Here is a 16,175-nt window from a genome sequence, read left to right on the forward strand (position 1 = left end):
GCCCGCGCCGATGCCCTGGCCGGCGCCCCCGGACTCCGGCGCCCCCGGACTCCGGCCCGCCGGACGGAGTCCGGCGCAGCGGCGCGAAGCCGGGGAGGCCCGCCAGGGCCGAGCCGTGCGAGCGGCGCGTCAACAAGGCTGGGCCCGCCAGGGCCGAGCCTCGCGAGCGGCGCGTCAACAAGGCTGGGCCCGCCAGGGCCGAGCCTCGCGAGCGGCGCGCCAAGAAGGCTGGGCCCGCCAGGGCCGAGCCTCGCGAGCGGCGCGTCAACAAGGCTGGGCCCGCCAGGGCCGAGCCTCGCGAGCGGCGCGTCAAGAAGGCTGGGCCCGCCAGGGCCGAGCCTCGCGAGCGGCGCGTCAAGAAGGCTGGGCCCGCCAGGAAGGCTGGGCGCTCCGGCGGTACATGCGGGTCGCCGTGATCTCGCCGTGGATGGTCTCCCCCTCCGCGAACTGCTGGGGCAGGCCCGGGCGCAGGTGTTCCTCGACGCTGATGTACTTGAGCCCCGCGCGCAGGTCGGCGTCGTTGCGGAGCCGGATGACCAGCGGGAACTCGGCGAGCGCCGTGGTGTCGAACAGGCCCGTGGTGTAGAGCAGCTGGACGCCGAGCGCGTCCGAGACGGCCCGCTGGAGTTCCAGCAGGTACGTGGCGTTCGCGCGCCCGATCGGGTTGTCGAGGAAGAGCGTGCCCGCGTGCCGGTGCTTGTCGCGGCCCCGGTCGTTGCTGCGCAGCGCCGCCATCGTGCAGTACAGCGCGATCGCTGCGGTGAGCAGCTGGCCGCCGGAGAACACATCGCCCATCTGGCCCACCGGGACCCGCTCGGCGCGGAGCACCGCGTCGGGCTTGAGGATCTCCACCGCGATGCCCTTGGGCTCCAGGGCCGCCTGGACCCCGTGCAGCAGCAGCGACATGCCGTCGCGGCGGCCCTCGCCGAAGGAGGCGGTGCTGTTCTTCTTCACGGCGGCGCGGGTCGCCTCGTCGATGACCTCGCCGAGCCGCTCGGTGAGGGTGGCCTGGTCGGGCTCCTCGAAGCGGATGCGCAGGAACTCCTGGCCCGACCACTCCCCCAGGCCCTCGGGGAGCTGGGAGAGCCGCTGGGCGGAGCGCAGGGTGGCCAGGGCGGACTCCACGAGGCCGCGCAGCCGGTCCACGATGCTGTCCCGGTTGCGCTCCAGCTGCGCCAGCTCGTCGGTGAGGACGCGCAGCCGGGGGGCGAAGGCCACGGCCCAGGCCGCCGCGTGCTCGGGCAGGGCGGAGGCGGGCAGTTCGCGGATCTGCTGGCGCGCGGGGGTGCGCACCTGCTCGTAGCGGTTGGCGTTGGCGTGCCGGACCAGGATGTCGCTCGCCTCGCGGACGGCGGCCTCGGCGGCCGACAGGTCGGCGGCGCAGCCCCGTAGCGAACGGCGGGCCTCGGTGGCCGACTGGCGGGCCTCCTCCAGGCTGCCGGGGTGGGCCACCGGCTCCTGCTCGTCCTCCTGGTGGGTGTGGTCCCGCAGGAGGTCGCGGAGCATGGCCGCGGTCTCGTCGAAGCCGCCCGCGCCCTCCTCGGCGGTGCGGTGGGCGCGCAGCAGGTCGGCGTGGGCCGCGCGGGCGGACTCCACGGCGGCGGTGTGGGCGGCGAGTTGGGCGGTGGCGGTGCGGAGCCTGGCCTGGGCCTCCTCGACGTTGTCGGGGATCAGCTCCTCGGGCAGCTCGGTGTGTGCCTCGCCCTCGGCGGGGGCGTGCCGTTCGGCCTCGCCGCGCAGTCGGCCGAGCTGCTCGCTCGCGGTGGAGGCGCGGGTCTCCAGCATCTGCACGAGGGCTTCGGCGCGGGCGGCGGCGGCCTGCCGGGAGGGGCCGTCGGCTCCGTCGGTGCCTTCGAGGAGCTGGGCGGCGCGGGTACGGACCTTGTTGGTGAGGCGGTCGAGTTCGGCGAGGGCCACCGACTCGTCGCTCTCGGCGCGGGCCTGTTCGGAGCGCAGGTCGGCGCCGACGCCGACCTTTTCGTAGAGCTGGGAGGCGGCGCGGTAGGCCTCGCGGAGGGCGGGGAGCGGCGCCTTGGCCGTGGCGCCGTTGCCTGCGGGCGCCTCGGGCAGCGGGTCGGGGGCTCCGGCGATCTCGGCGCGCTCGGCGCGCAGGGCCCGGGCGGTGCGGCGGGCGTCGTCGGCGGCGCGCTGGGCGGCGCGGCGGTCCTCGTCGGCGGCCCGGGCCCGGTCGAGGCAGACCTCGGCGCGGGCTTCGGACTCGGCGGCGTCGTCGGCGAGTTCGCGCAGCTTGGTCTGCCAGCCGGCGCGTTCGCGGAGCCGGTAGGCGAGGCCCGCGAGGGCGTCCGCGACCCGGCGGGCGCGCTGGGCGGTGTCCTGGCGCTCGTCGCGGACGCGGGCGGCGTCGGCGGCGGCCTCGTCGGCCTCGGCGCGTACGGTACGGGCCTCCGCGAGCTCGGCGTCGGTCTCCTCGGCGAAGCCGCGGGCGGCGGCGGCCTGCTCCGCGAGCTCGGCGAGGCGGCCGGGCGGGCAGCCGGTGCGCCAGGACAGCAGCCGGGCGGCGAGCTCGCGGTCGCCGGACAGGCGGGCGGCGAGCTCGCGGATCTCGGTGTCGCGGGCGGTGGCCCGGGCGCGCAGCGCCTGGCGCTCCTCGTCGGCGGCGTGCTCGTCGTGCATGGCCGGGTTCGGAGGCACGATGAAGATGCCGGACCCCGTGGCGTCCCCGGCCGGGGGGACCGGCGCCAGCAGGGCCGCGGCGGTGCCGACGGCGACGGTGGAGCGGGGCAGCAGGGCGGCGCCGGAGAGGACCTCGCGGGCCCGGGAGTGGGTGTCGGGGTCGGTGATGACCACGCCGTCGACGAGTTCGGGGCGGGCGGCGAGGACCGCGGCGTGGTCGGCCGGGTCCACGGACTGGGCGAGGTAGCGCCAGCCGGGGAGGGCCGGGATGCCGTGTTCGCCGAGGAACTCCACGGTCGCGAGGACGTCGGGGCCGGGCGGCAGCAGGCCGCCGTCACCGAGGGCGCCCAGGATGCGGGAGTCGTCGGCGGCGGCGGTGCGCAGGTCGAAGAGCTGGCGTTCGGCCGATGCGACTGCGCGGGTGAGCAGTTCGCGCAGCTCGTCGGCGCCCCGGTCGAGGTCCTCGACGGTGAGCCAGCCGGTGGTGGCGGCGTTGCGGGGCGTGCCCGGACCCGTGGCGGGGTCCTGGGAGGCGCCCGCGGCGTCGGTCCCGTCGGCCTGCGTACCGCCGTCGGTACGCGGGGAGGCGCCCTCGGCGCCGGGGGCCGACGGGGCGCCCAGCAGGGCGGCCAGGCGCGGGGCCCCGGCGAGGGAGGCGGCGGCCCGGTGCTCGGCGTCGTGGGCGGCCTCGGCCGCGTCGGCGGCGTCCGCCGCACGGGCGGCGGTGAGTTCCGCGCGGGATTCCGCCGCGGCGGCCTCGCGGGCGGCCTCGGCGGCTGCGCGGGCGGCGTCGCGGGACTCGTCCCAGGCGGCCACGGCCGTCTTCTCCGCGTCGGCGGCGGCCAGCGCGGCGCGCGCCGGGTCGGCGTCGGGGGCGGAGTCGTCGAGCCAGCCGGCCCGGACGGCCTCGGCGGTCTCCTGCTGGACCTCGGCGAGGCGGGCGCGCAGGTGCTCGGCCTCGCTGCGGGCCCGCTGGGCGGCCGTGGCTGCGGCGGTGGCCGCGCGGTGGGATGCCTCGCCGGTCTCCTGGAGGACGGCGGAACGCTCCTCCTCCTCGTTGGCGGCCCGCTCGCCCTGCTCGGCGGCGGCGTGCAGGGCCCGTACGAGCTCGGTGGCGGCGGTGGCCCGGGCGGCGAGCGCCGGGGCGGCGTCCCGTTCGGCCTCCAGGATCGCGGCGGCGACCCGGGCGGAGCGGTCGGCGGCGGAGCGGTGGCGCAGGACGTGCTCGGCGGCCTGCCAGGCGGAGTGCAGGGTGCGGGCTTCGAGGAGTTCGCGGCGCTGCGCGGCGGCGGCCTTGTCGGCGACGGTCAGGGCCAGCGAGGCGTGTCGGTAGGCGAGTTCGGCCGAGACGGCGGCGCTGCGGGCGCGCGCGGATTCGGCGGCGGTGACCTGGTGGGCGGCGCCGGTGACGCGCTGCGCGAGGTCGGCGGCGCGGCCGCGCTCTTCACCGGCGCGGGCGGACAGGCGCCGGGCGAGGGTGCGCGTACGGCGTTCGGCACCGGCGTGGACGTCGCGCAGCCGGGAACGGGCCGCGGCGGCCTCGACGATCTTGTTCAGGAGTTCCACCGAGCCCGCGGTGAAGTCCCGTTCGGCCATCAGCTCGGCGCGGCGGCCGAGCTTGTTGCCGAAGCCGTGGACGAGGTCGGCGAGGCCGTCGGTGTCCCGGGTGTCGGTGACGGCGCGCAGCAGCAGGTCGGTGAAGTCGGAGTCCTTCTTGACCGCGAAGAGGCCGGCGGCCTCGCCCTCGTCCGCGTTCATCTCGCGCTGGTAGCGGAAGAGTTCGGGGTCGAGTCCGAGCTCGGTGAGGTGCTCGTTCCAGCGGTCGTGGATCTCCTCGAAGTACACCTCGAGGTGCGGGTACGCCTTGCCCGCTTCGGTCAGGGCGTCGCGGAAGCCCTTCATGGTGCGGCGCCGCCCCTGGGCGCCGGAGGCGCCTTCCACGGGCGGGCGGACCGAAGTGGCCTCGGCCACCGGGAGGTTGTCCAGGCTGAGGCCCGGGCCGGGGCGGAAGGAGTACCAGGCCTCGGCGAACTTGCGCGGGTCGTTGGAGACTTGGCGGCCGCGCCATTCGCTGACCTTGCCGACGACCACGCACTCGCCGGTCTGCGTGTGCTGCCATTCCAGTGCCACGTGGCCGCAGTCGTCGGCCAGCAGGAACTTGCGCAGGACGCCGGAGCTGGCGCCGCCCAGGGTGTTGCGGTGGCCGGGCAGCATCACCGAGAAGATCAGCTTGAGCAGGACCGACTTGCCGCCGCCGTTCTCCAGGAAGAGCACTCCGGCGGGCGCGGGGCGGCGCGGCGGGCCGGTGGGCTCGTCCTCGAAGAACTCCGCCTGGGTGGGCGCCGGGTGGGGCACCGGCTCGCCGACTCCGCGCAGGTCGAGCACGGTGTCGGCGTAGCGCGCGCCGGCGGGCCCGATGGAGTAGAGGCGGATCCGGGACAGCTCGTACATGGCGGCGGACTCTCGTCGTTTTTCGTAGGTCGTACGGAGGCCGTACGGGGACGGGTGGCGGGCGGTGGCCGGGGGCGGGCGGCTCAGGCGTGGAAGGGCAGGCCCGCGTCGGCGGCGAGTTCGAGGTCGTCGCCCTCGGGCGGCGGCAGGAGGCTGGCGGAGCCGTCGCTGACGGGGACGACGCCCAGGTCGAGGAGCTCGGCCATGGCCGCGCTGCCCGCCATGTCGCGGACCTGGAGCTGGTAGCGGGGGGTGGTGCGGTACGTGCCTCCGGCCTCGTCGCCGGTGCGCTGGAGGAAGCCGGAGTCGGTGAGGAAGGCGGCGGCCTTGCCGACGATGCCGGTGGTGGAACCGGCCAGGCGGCGGGCGTCCTTGGTGGCGCCGGTCGCGCTGCGGCGGGCGTAGACCCGCCAGGCGGCCTCCAGGCCGGGGGCGTCGGAGGCCGGGTCGGTGTTCTCGCCGAGTTCCTCGGCGCGCTCCTCCAGGCGGCGGCAGGTCTGCCGGACGAAGGCGTCGACGCCGTTGACGGTGATCCGGCCGATGTAGCCGTCGTCGGCGAGGTCCTCGGGGCGGGGGAAGGCCAGGGCGGCGACGGCGAGGTGGGCGAGCCCGTGCAGGAAGCGGTCCGCGGAGTCGGCGGTGGTGCGGCGGGCGTAGTCGCCCATGCGGACGGCGAAGACGGAGTCCTCGCCGGCGGCCACCGCCATGCCGGCGCGGGAGGACACCTCCAGGACGACCAGGCCGAGGCCGGTGGCGACGGCGTCGGCGAGCCGGGCGAAGGCGGGGTCCTCGCGGTAGCGGCGCAGCAGTTCGGCGTACTCGGCGTCGCGGGCGGGCAGCAGCTTGGGCTGGAGCCCGAAGGCGACGAGGCGGGCCGCGTCCGCGGCGTCCGCCGGGGTGACGGCTCCCTGCGGGGCCGGGGCCGGCGCCTGTGGGTGTGCCTGGACCGGAGCCGGGGCCTCGTGGGCGTCGGGCTCGCTCCACGCGGGGTGCTGCTCGGCGTGGTGGTCGCTCACGGGTGGGTCTCCTTGGCGGTGCGGGTGGGGCTCACGCGGGTGGGGCTCAGGTGGGTTCGGCTCAGGCCAGTGGGGCTCAGGTGGGTTCGGCTCAGGCCAGTGGGGCTCAGGTGGGTTCGGCTCGGGCCGGTGGCGTGCTGCGGGGCGGTGGCTTCGGCGGCGGGGGGTCTTCCCCCACCCCGCCCCTTCCCGAAAGCAGGGGCAAGCCCCCACACCCCCGGGTGGGACCGGGCCCCCAGGGGCTCCGCCCCGGCGACGCAGCCTGCGGCCGCGGCCGCACGAAGGGCCGGACCCGTACAGCACAGACCCGGCAGGTGCGGGGTCATGCCGCCTCCGTGCGGTCTGCCGTCATGGCTGCTGCGTCCAGGAGGGCGGTGCCGACGATGAGGTCCGCGCCGCCGAATTCCGGGTCTTCGAGTTCCGTGCCGTCGTCGACCGCGAAGAGGAGCCGCTCCTCGCCCTGGCGGTACGCCGTGCCCACCGCCGGGCTCGCCGCGTGGACGGCCAGCAGGGCGACCAGGTACGGCAGGTCCGGGTCGGAGCGGCGGGCCTCCGCCAGGAGGCCGGACAGGCGGCGCGGGGCGTCGTGCGGGAGTTCGAGGAGTGCCATCGCGGCGGCGAGCTGCTCCTCGCTGAAGCGGCTGTCGTCGGGGGTGGCGATCAGGTCGGGCTCCGGCATCTCCAGACCCAGGTGCTCGCGCTCCACGGGCGGGGTGAGGAGGATCTCCACCAGGTCCGCGACGCGGACCGAGACGGGGGTGCGCAGGCCCGCGCCCGACGCGAAGAAGGCGTCCGTGACCCGGATGGCCTGGGCGACGGGGAGGGGGAGGGCGGGAGCCACCAGCTGTCCGTACAGGTCGATCCCGGAGCGCGGCGCGGGGGCCGCGAAGGCCTGGCGGTCCTGTTCGGCGCGGAAGAGCGGGCCCGCGTCCAGCAGTCGGGACTGGAGCTGGGTGTGGCGGCGGATGCAGTCCTTGACGATGTCGACCAGTTCGGCGGCGCGCCGCTTGTTGTCCGGCTCCTCCGCCTCGTCGCGGGCCTTGCGGATGTTGGTCAGGATCGCGTTCTCGTGGCGGTAGCGGTCGGCGACGTGGTCGAGGGCCTCCGCGATCATGTCGGGGACCGTCACCAGCCAGTCCACCGCCCGTACGTTGCGCCGGGTCGCGTCCAGCGTGCGGCGCAGGGTCTCGGCGTACTGGACGGTGCGGTAGCGGGCCTGCTCGGCGGCGAGTTGGGCGTCGGCGAGCCGGCCCCGGCTGATCAGGACCTCCAGCTTCACCTCGGCGGCGATCTGCGCGCTGGTGACGTCCGTGTCGAGGGCGCCGACCAGGACGTTGACGGCCTCGTCCGTCGTGCGCAGGTACACCGCGCCGCCGTAGCCCGGGACTTCCTCGATCAGCTTGAAGTCGTAGTCGCGGCGGACGTACACCCCGTCCGGGCCGAACGTGCCGTAGATCGCGCGGAATCCGCGGTCGACGCTGCCGACGTTGATCAGGTTCTCCAGCACCCAGCGGGCCACCCGCTCGTGCTCGGCCGCGGGGCGCGCCGGTGCCTGGGCGGCGACGCGGGGCAGCAGGCGGGCCACTATCTGCTCGTGGTCCGCGCCGGTGTCGAAGTCCATGTTGAGCGTGACCAGGTCGATCGCGGAGAGCGCGACCTCCGCCATCGCGTAGACCCCGTACTCGCCGGCCAGATTGGCCTTGCGCACGTCGAGGTCGTGGAGCGGGGCGGTGCAGGCGAGCGCGCGCAGCCGCCGGGCCAGGCCCTCGTCGGCGGCCGGGCCCGGCGCCGGGGAGGGAAGGGTCTTCGCCGGGGCAGGGAGAGTCACGGGCAAAGACTAGGCGCTGACCCTGACAACATCCCAAACGGGATGGTTCGCCCGATCCTCCCGCCGGCCCTCCCGCCGTCGGCGAGAACGCGGCCCGCGCCCTGTTCTACGCTCACCGCATGGCTCCCATGATCACGCCGGAACCCCCGGCGGCCACCCAGGCGGACGTCCCCGTGATCGATCTCAACGCCGACCTCGGCGAAGGCTTCGGCCGGTGGACGCTGACCGACGACGAGGCCCTGCTGTCCGTCGTCACGAGCGCCAACGTCGCCTGCGGCTTCCACGCCGGCGACCCGTCCATCATGCGCCGCGTCTGCGAGCTGGCGGCCGCGCGCGGGGTACGGATCGGCGCGCAGGTCTCGTACCGGGACCTGGCGGGCTTCGGCCGCCGCTCCATGGACGTGCCGGCCGGTGAGCTGGCCGACGAGGTGGCCTACCAGATCGGGGCGCTGGAGGTCTTCGCGCGGGCGGCCGGCTCCCGGGTGTCGTACGTGAAACCGCACGGCGCGCTCTACAACCGCACCGTGCACGACTCCGGCCAGGCCGGGGCCGTGGTGGCCGGCGTGCTGCTCGCGGCCGGTCCCGCCGGGCTCCCGGTGCTCGGGCTGCCCGGATCCCTGCTGCTCGCCGCCGCCGGGCGGGCCGGGCTGTCGGCCGTCCCGGAGGCCTTCGCCGACCGCGCCTACACCCCCGCGGGCACCCTCGTACCGCGCGGCGAGCCGGGCGCCGTGGTCCACGACCCGGACGCGGTGGTGGCCCGCGCGGTGGAAATGGCCGCCGGGCACGCGGTGACGGCCGCCGACGGCTCCCGGATCCCGGTGGCCGCCCGCTCCCTGTGCCTGCACGGGGACACCCCCGGCGCCGCCGACCTGGCCCTGCGCGTGCGCGGGGCGCTCGCTGGGGCCGGGGTCCGGGTGGAGGCCTTCGCGTGAGGGCGCTGGAAGCCGGCGCCGGGGCGCTGCTGCTGGAGGTGGACTCCGCCGAGGAGGTGGCCGCGCTCCACGCGGAGCTGCTGCGTCGGCGGGACGCCGGCGACGAGCTGGGCGGCGTACGGGAGATCGTGCCGGCGGCCCGGACCGTCCTGCTGGACGGGGTGCGGGAGCCGCGCGCCCTCGCGGCCCGGATCGCCCGCTGGCGGGTCCCCCCGCTCGCACCGGCCGACGGGCCGCCCCCGGTGACGGTCGCGGTGCGCTACGACGGCCCGGACCTCGCGGAGGTGGCCGCCCTGTGGGAGGTGTCGCCCGAGGAGGTGCCCGGCATCGTCGGCGCGGTCACCTTCCGGGTGGCCTTCTGCGGGTTCGCCCCGGGCTTCGGCTACCTGACGGGCCTGCCCGCCCGCCTCCGCCTGCCCCGGCGCGCGACGCCCCGTACGGCGGTACCGGCGGGCTCGCTGGCCCTCGCGGGCGAGTACGCGGGGGTCTACCCGCGCTCCTCCCCCGGCGGCTGGCAGCTGATCGGATCCACCGACGCGGTGCTGTGGGACCCGGCGCGCGAGCCGGCCGCGCTGTTCGCGCCGGGGGTACGGGTGCGGTTCGCCGAGGAGGGATCGGCATGAGGGGGCTCGAGGTCGTACGGGCGGGCGCGCTGACCACCGTCCAGGACCTCGGGCGGCCCGGGTACGCCCACCTCGGCGTTCCCCGCTCCGGGGCCCTCGACACGGGGGCGCGGGCGCTGGCCAACCGGCTGCTGGGCAATCCGCCCGGGGCGGCCGTCCTGGAGACGACCCTGGACGGCGTGGAACTGCGGGCGGTGGGCGGCCCGGTGACGGTGGCGGTGACCGGAGCGCCCTGTGCGGTACGGGTCTGCGGGCGCGCGGTGGCCTGGGGAGCCCCGGTCCTGCTGCGCGCCGGGGCGGAGCTGGAGGTGGGCCGGGCGGAGTCCGGGGTGCGCGGCTACGTGGCGGTGCGGGGAGGGTTCGCGGTCGAGCCGGTGCTGGGCAGTCGCTCGACCGATCTGCTGTCGGGCCTCGGGCCGCCGGTCCTGGCGGTGGGGGCGCTGCTCCCCGTGGGCGCTCCGGGTCCGGATCCGGTGGCCGGGGTGGATGGTCCGGCGGCGCCGGGTCCGCCCTCGGAACTGGTGCTTCCGCTGCGGCTGGGGCCGCGGGCCGACTGGTTCACGGCGGAGTCGGTGACGGGGCGGCTGCTGCGGGCGGCGTACCGGGTCTCGGCCGCTTCGAACCGCATCGGGCTGCGTACGGAGGGGGCGCCGCTGGTTCGGGCGCGGGGTGGTGAGCTGCCGAGCGAGGGGATGGTGCTGGGGGCTGTGCAGGTGCCGCCGGACGGGCAGCCGGTGGTGTTCCTGGCCGACCATCCCGTGACGGGCGGCTACCCGGTGGTGGGCGTGGTCCCGCCGGGCCCGGCCCTGGACGCGGCGGCGCAGGCCCGGCCGGGCACTCCCGTCAGGTTCCTCCGGTCCCCGGGGTCCCGATGAAACACTTTCCGGCGCTCCGGCCAATTACTGGGTGAGGGGGCCGACCGGGCCCCTGCACAGGGGAGGAACCGGGTGCACATCCCACGACACGAGACCGGGCCACCGGATCTCACCACGCCCGAGGGGTTCGGGGCGTTCTACGAGGACCATGTCGACGCCGTAGTCGGCTTCGTCACCCGCCGGGTCGCCGATCCGCACCTGGCGGCCGATCTGACGGCGGACGTCTTCCTCGCGGCGATGGAATCGGCCGGGGCCCACCGGAGCCGCAGGGGAGCTCCGGTCGCTTGGCTGTTCGGCATAGCCGGCAACGTCCTGTCGGGCCACGCCCGGGGGCTGACCCGCGAGAGCGCGGCGCCGACCCGGCTGAGCGGGCGCCGGCTGCTCGATGCCGAGGACATCGCGGCGCTGGAGGAGCGCATAGCCGCCGAGCGGGCCTTCCGCGACCTGGCAGAGCGCCACGCCACGCTCTCCGAACCGCTCCGGGCCGCCCTCGACCTGGTCGTCCTCGACCAGCTCACCCCCGCCGAGGCCGCCCGGGCACTCGGTGTCACCCGGGCGACGGTCCGCGTCCGCCTGCACCGGGCCCGGCGCGCCCTGCGCGGCCCGGCCCCCGTCACCGATAGCCAGTTGGAGGCAGTCCGATGAGTACCCGGCCCAGCGGCTTCGAGGACCGCCTGAAGTCCGCCCTCCTCGCCCGCCTCCCGGAGCCCGCGCCCGTGACGCCCGCCCGGTCCTTCGCCCGGCGGTACGGCGTCCCGCTCGCGATAGGCATCGCCACGGCCTCCGTGGTTGCCGTCATGGCCCTCCCGGGCAGCGCCCGCACCGCCTCGATACCGGGCGGCGGCCCGGCGAAATCGCCGAGCCCCTCGGGCACGGACGCACCCGAGATCAAGAAGGATCCGGACGGATCGCTCAGTTTCTCGCTGCCCACGCACGACCAGGTCCCGGCTCTGGTGCAACGGCTGAAGGCACTGGGGGTTCCGGCGGTCGTGGTCCCGAAGCAGCCGCGGTCGCAGTGCTCCGAACTCGGGGGCGGGGGCCGCGGACCGCAGGCCGACCCCGAGGCCGAGATCCTGCAGAACGGCGGTGACGGCTTCATCATCAAGATCAACGCGAAGACGGTCCCACCCGGGCACACGCTCATGTTTCCGTTTGCGGAGCACTACCTGCCGGGCGCACCGGGGATCGCCTTCGGCGTGGTCGAGACCGCCAAGCTCCCGTCCTGCGTGATCGACTACTCCGACGGCCAGGATCAGTTCCCGCCGCCGGCGGCGGGGACCCCGGGCACCAGCCCGACCCCGGCCCCCTGACCACCCCCGCGCCACGGGATCGCTCGGCCCCGCGGGATCGCTCGGCCCCGCGGGGTCGTGGCCGCACAGCACACGGCCCGGCCCCCCTCGGGTCAGGGGGCCGGGCCGTATGCGTGTCGGTGGGAGGCCGGCGGGGCTACATCGCCGACTCCGGGGTGATGCGGCTGCGGACCGCCGACTGGACGTCCTCTTCCTCGGCCGGGTCGGCCGCCAGGCGGCGCAGGCGGGGGGCCACTCGGGCGTCGGCCGTTTCCGCGTGGCGGGCGGCCACCTCTCGGGTGGTCTCCTCGCAGTCCCAGAGGCACTCGACGGCGAAGCCCGCCGCGAAGGAGGGGTCCGTCGCCGCCAGGGCCCGCGCGGCGCGGCCGCGGAGAGCGGAGGAGGCCGTCTCGCGGTAGATGTGGCGCAGGACGGGCGCCGCACAGGCGATGCGGAGCCGGCCGGCTCCGTCGACCAGGGTGAACAGCGGCGTCGAGTCCGGGCCGGAGCCGCGGACGGTGGAGCGCAGGGCGCCGAGGACGAGGGGGGCGTCCTCGATGTCGCCGCGGGCGGCCAGGAGGGTCGCTGCGGCCGTTCCGAGGGCGTCGGGGCGCTGGACCCAGCGCCGGGCCCGCTCGACGGCGGCGGGGCCGCACATGCGCTCGTAGGCGGCCACGGCCGGCTCGTCGCCGGCGGCTTCGATGAGGTCCAGTACGGCCGGGTTCTCCGGCTCGGCGAGGACCAGGTGGTGCAGCGCGGTGGCGCGGGCGGCCTCTCCGGATGCCCCGGCGGCGGCCGCCAGGATCGCGGAGCGGTCCTCGGGGGTGGCGACGGCGGCGAGGCAGCGGGCGGCCGGGACGTGCAGGGGGGTGCCCCGGCGCAGTCCGTCGGCGGCCCAGTCGAAGACGGCCTGGACGCCCCAGCCGGGCTGGGGGCCGCGCGGGGTCAGCTGGCGCTGCCAGCGGTCGAAGGAGCCCTGCTGGCGGGCGGCGCGCAACCGCTCCCCGTATGCGGGGTCCTCCTCCCACAGGCACCAGGGCCTGGGTTCGTAGGCGTCGCGGACGGCGGCGGCGAGCCGCGCCTCACCCTCGGCGTCAGCGGGGAAGCGGGCCAGTACGGGGGCGCCCAGCGAGCGCAGCCCCTCGTCGTCGTCGCGCAGGGCGAGCTCGTCGAGGGCCCAGGCCCAGTTGGCGCCCGTGGCGGCGTAACGGCGCAGCAGCATGAGCGCGTCGTCGCGGCCGTACGAGGCCAGGTGGCCCAGGACGGACAGGGCGAGGCCCGTGCGGTGGTCGTCCTCGTCGACGAGGTCGTCGACGCTGAAGAGGTGGGCCTCGATCTCGCCCAGGGGGCCGTCGAGGTCCAGGTACAGGCGTGCGTAGTACAGGGAGCGGTTCTCGACCTGCCAGTCCTGGCGCGGATCGCCGGCCACGCAGAGGTTGAGCGCCGCGAGGGCCTCGCCCCTGGGCGCCGCGAGTGCGTGCAGCGTGCCGTCGCCGCGGCCGCGCTGGAGGAGCCCGAGCAGGGTGCCGCTCGGCGCTATGACTGGTTCGAACATGGGAATGGCCTCAAATCAAGCTGGGGACGCAACCGGGAATCGGAATTCACAGGGCCGCGTAACAGCATGCGAGGACGTCCGCCGTCAGGTTCCGCTCGATGTAGACCATTGCCTTCTCACTCTCGTCGGTGCTTCGCGGCCAGGGCGGCGGTCCCCCGGCAGGAGTGGGGGTCGGACACCCGTTGTGTCCTGCCCGCTCCTGCCCGTCCGTCCTGTCCGCGAATCGAATCCGACGCCATGATGACCCAGGCGGTTTGTGCGCCGCGACCACATTTAAGGCCGCCGTGACCAACCCGTGAGGTCTGGACCAGCACAGAACCGGCCAGGGAGCGGCCAAAACCGGACTACTTGGCTCCGAAAAGCTCCAGCAGGTCGGCCTTGGCGAACATGCGGGCCGTGTCCACGGCGGAGGGCGTTCCGGCGTTCGGGTCGGCGCCGCCGGCGAGCAGCGCGCGGATGACGGCCTCCTCGCCCTTGAAGACCGCCCCGGCGAGCGGGGTCTGGCCGCGGTCGTTCGCGCGGTCGGCCTCGGCTCCGCGGGCCAGCAGGGCCGTGACGGCTTCGGCGTGGCCGTGGTAGGCGGCGAGCATGACGAGGGTGTCGCCGCGGTCGTTGGTGAGGTTCGCCGGGACGCCCGCGTCGACGTACGCGGCCAGGGTCTCGGTCTCGCCCCGACGGGCGAGGTCGAAGATCTTGGTCGCCAGCTCGACCACGTCCTCGTCGGGAACGTCCGGGGAGCTCGGAGCGCCCTGGGAGCCCTGGGGGGCCTGGGAGTCCTGGGAGCCGTTCTCGACGTGCTCACTCATCGGTCGTACCGCCTTTCACGGGCAGGGCTGCGCACGGCACTGCCTCCGTACGGGTGAAGCGTCAGCGTAGCGCCCGGACCTGCACATGAGAGGCACGGGCCGAGGCAATGATCACCTTGCGGCCCGCGTGCCCCGATCCCGCCAGGCGCGCCAGCCGGGATGGGCCGGTCAAGTGAAAAATTGCCAGATTCACCCGTATGCACCTTTTATCGCATTGATACTTCCTGTGAGCCTGGAAGAACTGATGGTGACTGTCCCCACCCACCAGGAGAACTGACTCATGGTCCTGTCCATCTCAGGTGTCGTCCTGCTCGGCATCATCTGCTTCCTGTTCTTCAAGAAGGACGGCATGAAGCTCACGCACGCGTTCGTGTGCGCGCTCTTCGGCTTCTTCCTCGCCGGTTCCGCCATCGCCCCCAGCATCACGGCGAGCACGGCGAGCCTCGCGAGCCTTCTCGGCGGGATCAAGCTCTAGCGGCCGGCCCCGGCACCCACCCGAAGCTTCCACAACTCCAGGAGACGCCCGTGGCCCGGCGCCCACTTCCCCGCATCCTCAAGCGCGGCAGCGTGTCGCTGACCCGGGGCCGCGACTTCGCTCGCACGGCCGCCGACAGCGCCACGGACGTCCTCCATCCGCTCCTCACCATCGGACGCGGCCTGCGCGTCCTGGCCTCGGCCGGACGCCGCAAATGGTGCGACACCCCCAAGGACAAGCGTGGTCCCGCGCTGTTCCTGGGTGCCGCTTGCGTCCTCGTGGTCGCACTCGTCCCCTACGGCCCGCTCACCGCCCTGATCACCCTCATGGCGGCGGCGGCCTGGCAGGGACGCGACCGCACCCCGGTGAAGACCGGGCCCAGCGATGCCGAGACCGAACGGCTCGGCTCCCTCTACGAAGCCCTCGTGCCGTACTTCTCCATCCCGGAGGACCCGAGCCCCCTCTTCGCCCACGGCGGGGAGTGGGACAAGGCCTTCAGCGGCTACGAGTTCGACGAGGCGGGCCGCGTCACCCGGCTCCACATCCGCTACCCGGCCTACTTCACCGATGGCGAGGCCGCGTCACGGGCCCGGATCGAGGCACTGCTGCACGCCAAGTCCGGGCGCGGACGGGAGTATCTCTTCGACTGGGACGAGGAGGGCAACCAGCTCGACCTGAGCGTGCTGGCGGCGCTGCCCACAGGCATCGCCGCCCAGCCTTTCGTCACCTCCCCCGGTGAGACCGTGCTCGGCTTCACCGACCCCGGCAGCGTGCAGCGCACCCTGCCCGTCCTGGACGGCGACGAGCCCCGGGACATGCCGCCGGTCATCTGGCGCACCGGCTCCCGCTCCGCCGAACCCCATCTGCTGGCCGTGGGCCAGCCCGGCAGCGGTACGTCCACGCTGCTGCGCTCCATCGCCCTGCAGGCCCTGCGGCACGGGGGCGAGGTACTGATCGTGGAGGGTGGCGGCACCGGCGAGTACTCCTGCCTCTCCGGCCGCGCCGGCGTCCTCGCCGTGGAGTGCGGGCCGAGCGGGGCGCTGGCCACCCTGGAATGGGCCGCCCGCGAGACCGAGCGGCGCCTGATCGCCACCCACCGGGCCCGCGAAGCCGGCCGGCCCGCCCCCGAGGACACCCGGCGCCCGCTGTGGATCCTGCTCGACCGGCCCAGCGTGCTGGCCCACCTGGCCACCGCCGAGGGCGCCCCCGACCCGATCGTGCAGCTCCAGGTGCCGCTGCGGCACGGGCGCGCCGCGCACGTCACCGTGGTGGTGGCCGAGCAATTCGACCACCTGGAGCTGCTGAACGACTCCGTCTGGCAGCACACGAGGGCCCGGGCCGTGCTCGGAGCCGCCACGATCCAGCAGATCGCCGACGTGCTGGGACTGCCCCCGCACACCACGCCGACGGCCGTACTGCCGCCGGGGCGCGGGTACGCCCGGCTCGGCGCCGGTCCCGTGCACCGGCTCCAGGTGCCGGCCACCCCGGACCCGTACGACGAGGCCACCCACCCGGGACACCGCCAGGCGGTACTCGGCCTGCTGCCCGAGCGGCAGGCGCCGCCCAAGCCCGTCCCGGACCACGTCACCCTGGGCAAGCCGCTGCACATCGTCCAGGCGCCCGCCCAGGCGCAGGGCCCGGCGATCGACGCCTCGGACATCCCCGAGGTCCCGGCGGACGCCCCGACGTAG

Annotated in this window: 12 protein-coding genes; 7 read left to right on the forward strand and 5 right to left on the reverse strand. The window is 75.6% G+C overall.

All coding sequences use genetic code 11. The annotated features are described in order from the left end of the window. Nucleotides 1-354: 354 nt before the first annotated feature. From ACFRU2_RS09120 to ACFRU2_RS09130, 3 genes are all read right to left on the reverse strand, one after another. Nucleotides 355-5,085 carry a hypothetical protein gene (locus tag ACFRU2_RS09120; RefSeq protein ID WP_382969688.1) on the reverse strand — a complete coding sequence of 1,577 codons (4,731 nt, stop codon included), beginning with the start codon at nt 5,083-5,085 and terminating at the stop codon, nt 355-357. 83 nt (nt 5,086-5,168) lie between these two features. Beyond that, nucleotides 5,169-6,101: a hypothetical protein gene (locus tag ACFRU2_RS09125; RefSeq protein WP_382969690.1), complete on the reverse strand. Its 933-nt coding sequence runs from the start codon at nt 6,099-6,101 to the stop codon at nt 5,169-5,171. Between the two features lie 322 nt (nt 6,102-6,423). After that, the gene (locus ACFRU2_RS09130) at nt 6,424-7,929 is read right to left on the reverse strand and encodes a hypothetical protein (RefSeq protein WP_382969693.1); all 1,506 of its coding nucleotides are present in this window, start codon (nt 7,927-7,929) and stop codon (nt 6,424-6,426) included. A 119-nt stretch (nt 7,930-8,048) separates the two neighbouring features. Here ACFRU2_RS09130 and ACFRU2_RS09135 point away from each other — a divergent pair, with 119 nt between their 5' ends. The 5 genes from ACFRU2_RS09135 to ACFRU2_RS09155 all read left to right on the forward strand — a co-directional run bounded on the left by ACFRU2_RS09135 (nt 8,049) and on the right by ACFRU2_RS09155 (nt 11,669). Next, nucleotides 8,049-8,861, forward strand: a complete 813-nt coding sequence (locus tag ACFRU2_RS09135; RefSeq protein WP_382969695.1) for a LamB/YcsF family protein — start codon at nt 8,049-8,051, stop codon at nt 8,859-8,861. Further along, nucleotides 8,858-9,484: an allophanate hydrolase subunit 1 gene (locus ACFRU2_RS09140; RefSeq protein WP_382969698.1), complete on the forward strand. Its 627-nt coding sequence runs from the start codon at nt 8,858-8,860 to the stop codon at nt 9,482-9,484. Before ACFRU2_RS09135 ends, ACFRU2_RS09140 begins: the two co-directional genes overlap by 4 nt. Then, nucleotides 9,481-10,359: a biotin-dependent carboxyltransferase family protein gene (locus ACFRU2_RS09145; protein ID WP_382969700.1), complete on the forward strand. Its 879-nt coding sequence runs from the start codon at nt 9,481-9,483 to the stop codon at nt 10,357-10,359. The genes ACFRU2_RS09140 and ACFRU2_RS09145 overlap by 4 nt, the downstream gene beginning before the upstream one ends. A gap of 72 nt (nt 10,360-10,431) precedes the next feature. Then, a complete protein-coding gene (locus tag ACFRU2_RS09150; protein ID WP_382969702.1) occupies nt 10,432-11,004 on the forward strand; it encodes an RNA polymerase sigma factor in 573 nt (190 codons plus the stop codon). Then, nucleotides 11,001-11,669, forward strand: coding sequence for a hypothetical protein (locus ACFRU2_RS09155; protein WP_382969704.1), 669 nt, complete (start codon nt 11,001-11,003; stop codon nt 11,667-11,669). The genes ACFRU2_RS09150 and ACFRU2_RS09155 overlap by 4 nt, the downstream gene beginning before the upstream one ends. Nucleotides 11,670-11,805: 136 nt before the next feature. Here the strand turns inward: ACFRU2_RS09155 and ACFRU2_RS09160 are convergent, their stop codons facing one another. Further along, nucleotides 11,806-13,203 (reverse strand): HEAT repeat domain-containing protein, encoded by a 1,398-nt coding sequence (locus ACFRU2_RS09160; RefSeq protein WP_382969706.1) that lies wholly within the window; start codon nt 13,201-13,203, stop codon nt 11,806-11,808. A gap of 344 nt (nt 13,204-13,547) precedes the next feature. After that, nucleotides 13,548-14,009: an ankyrin repeat domain-containing protein gene (locus tag ACFRU2_RS09165; RefSeq protein WP_382969708.1), complete on the reverse strand. Its 462-nt coding sequence runs from the start codon at nt 14,007-14,009 to the stop codon at nt 13,548-13,550. A 280-nt stretch (nt 14,010-14,289) separates the two neighbouring features. Here ACFRU2_RS09165 and ACFRU2_RS09170 point away from each other — a divergent pair, with 280 nt between their 5' ends. Together ACFRU2_RS09170 and ACFRU2_RS09175 are read left to right on the forward strand one after the other, a co-directional pair. After that, nucleotides 14,290-14,484 carry a hypothetical protein gene (locus ACFRU2_RS09170; RefSeq protein ID WP_007262923.1) on the forward strand — a complete coding sequence of 65 codons (195 nt, stop codon included), beginning with the start codon at nt 14,290-14,292 and terminating at the stop codon, nt 14,482-14,484. A 50-nt stretch (nt 14,485-14,534) separates the two neighbouring features. After that, nucleotides 14,535-16,175 (forward strand): hypothetical protein, encoded by a 1,641-nt coding sequence (locus ACFRU2_RS09175; RefSeq protein ID WP_382969711.1) that lies wholly within the window; start codon nt 14,535-14,537, stop codon nt 16,173-16,175.

Source organism: Streptomyces sp. NPDC056883, from assembly GCF_042788835.1.
GTDB lineage: Bacteria > Actinomycetota > Actinomycetes > Streptomycetales > Streptomycetaceae > Streptomyces > Streptomyces stoeckheimensis.

Bases quoted from the DNA above. Each gene is read 5' to 3' on its own strand.
- ACFRU2_RS09120 (WP_382969688.1), bottom strand. From the start codon at position 5,085: ATGTACGAGCTGTCCCGGATCCGCCTCTACTCCATCGGGCCCGCCGGC.
- ACFRU2_RS09135 (WP_382969695.1), top strand. From the start codon at position 8,049: ATGGCTCCCATGATCACGCCGGAACCCCCGGCGGCCACCCAGGCGGAC.
- ACFRU2_RS09145 (WP_382969700.1), top strand. From the start codon at position 9,481: ATGAGGGGGCTCGAGGTCGTACGGGCGGGCGCGCTGACCACCGTCCAG.
- ACFRU2_RS09155 (WP_382969704.1), top strand. From the start codon at position 11,001: ATGAGTACCCGGCCCAGCGGCTTCGAGGACCGCCTGAAGTCCGCCCTC.
- ACFRU2_RS09160 (WP_382969706.1), bottom strand. From the start codon at position 13,203: ATGTTCGAACCAGTCATAGCGCCGAGCGGCACCCTGCTCGGGCTCCTC.
- ACFRU2_RS09165 (WP_382969708.1), bottom strand. From the start codon at position 14,009: ATGAGTGAGCACGTCGAGAACGGCTCCCAGGACTCCCAGGCCCCCCAG.
- ACFRU2_RS09170 (WP_007262923.1), top strand. From the start codon at position 14,290: ATGGTCCTGTCCATCTCAGGTGTCGTCCTGCTCGGCATCATCTGCTTC.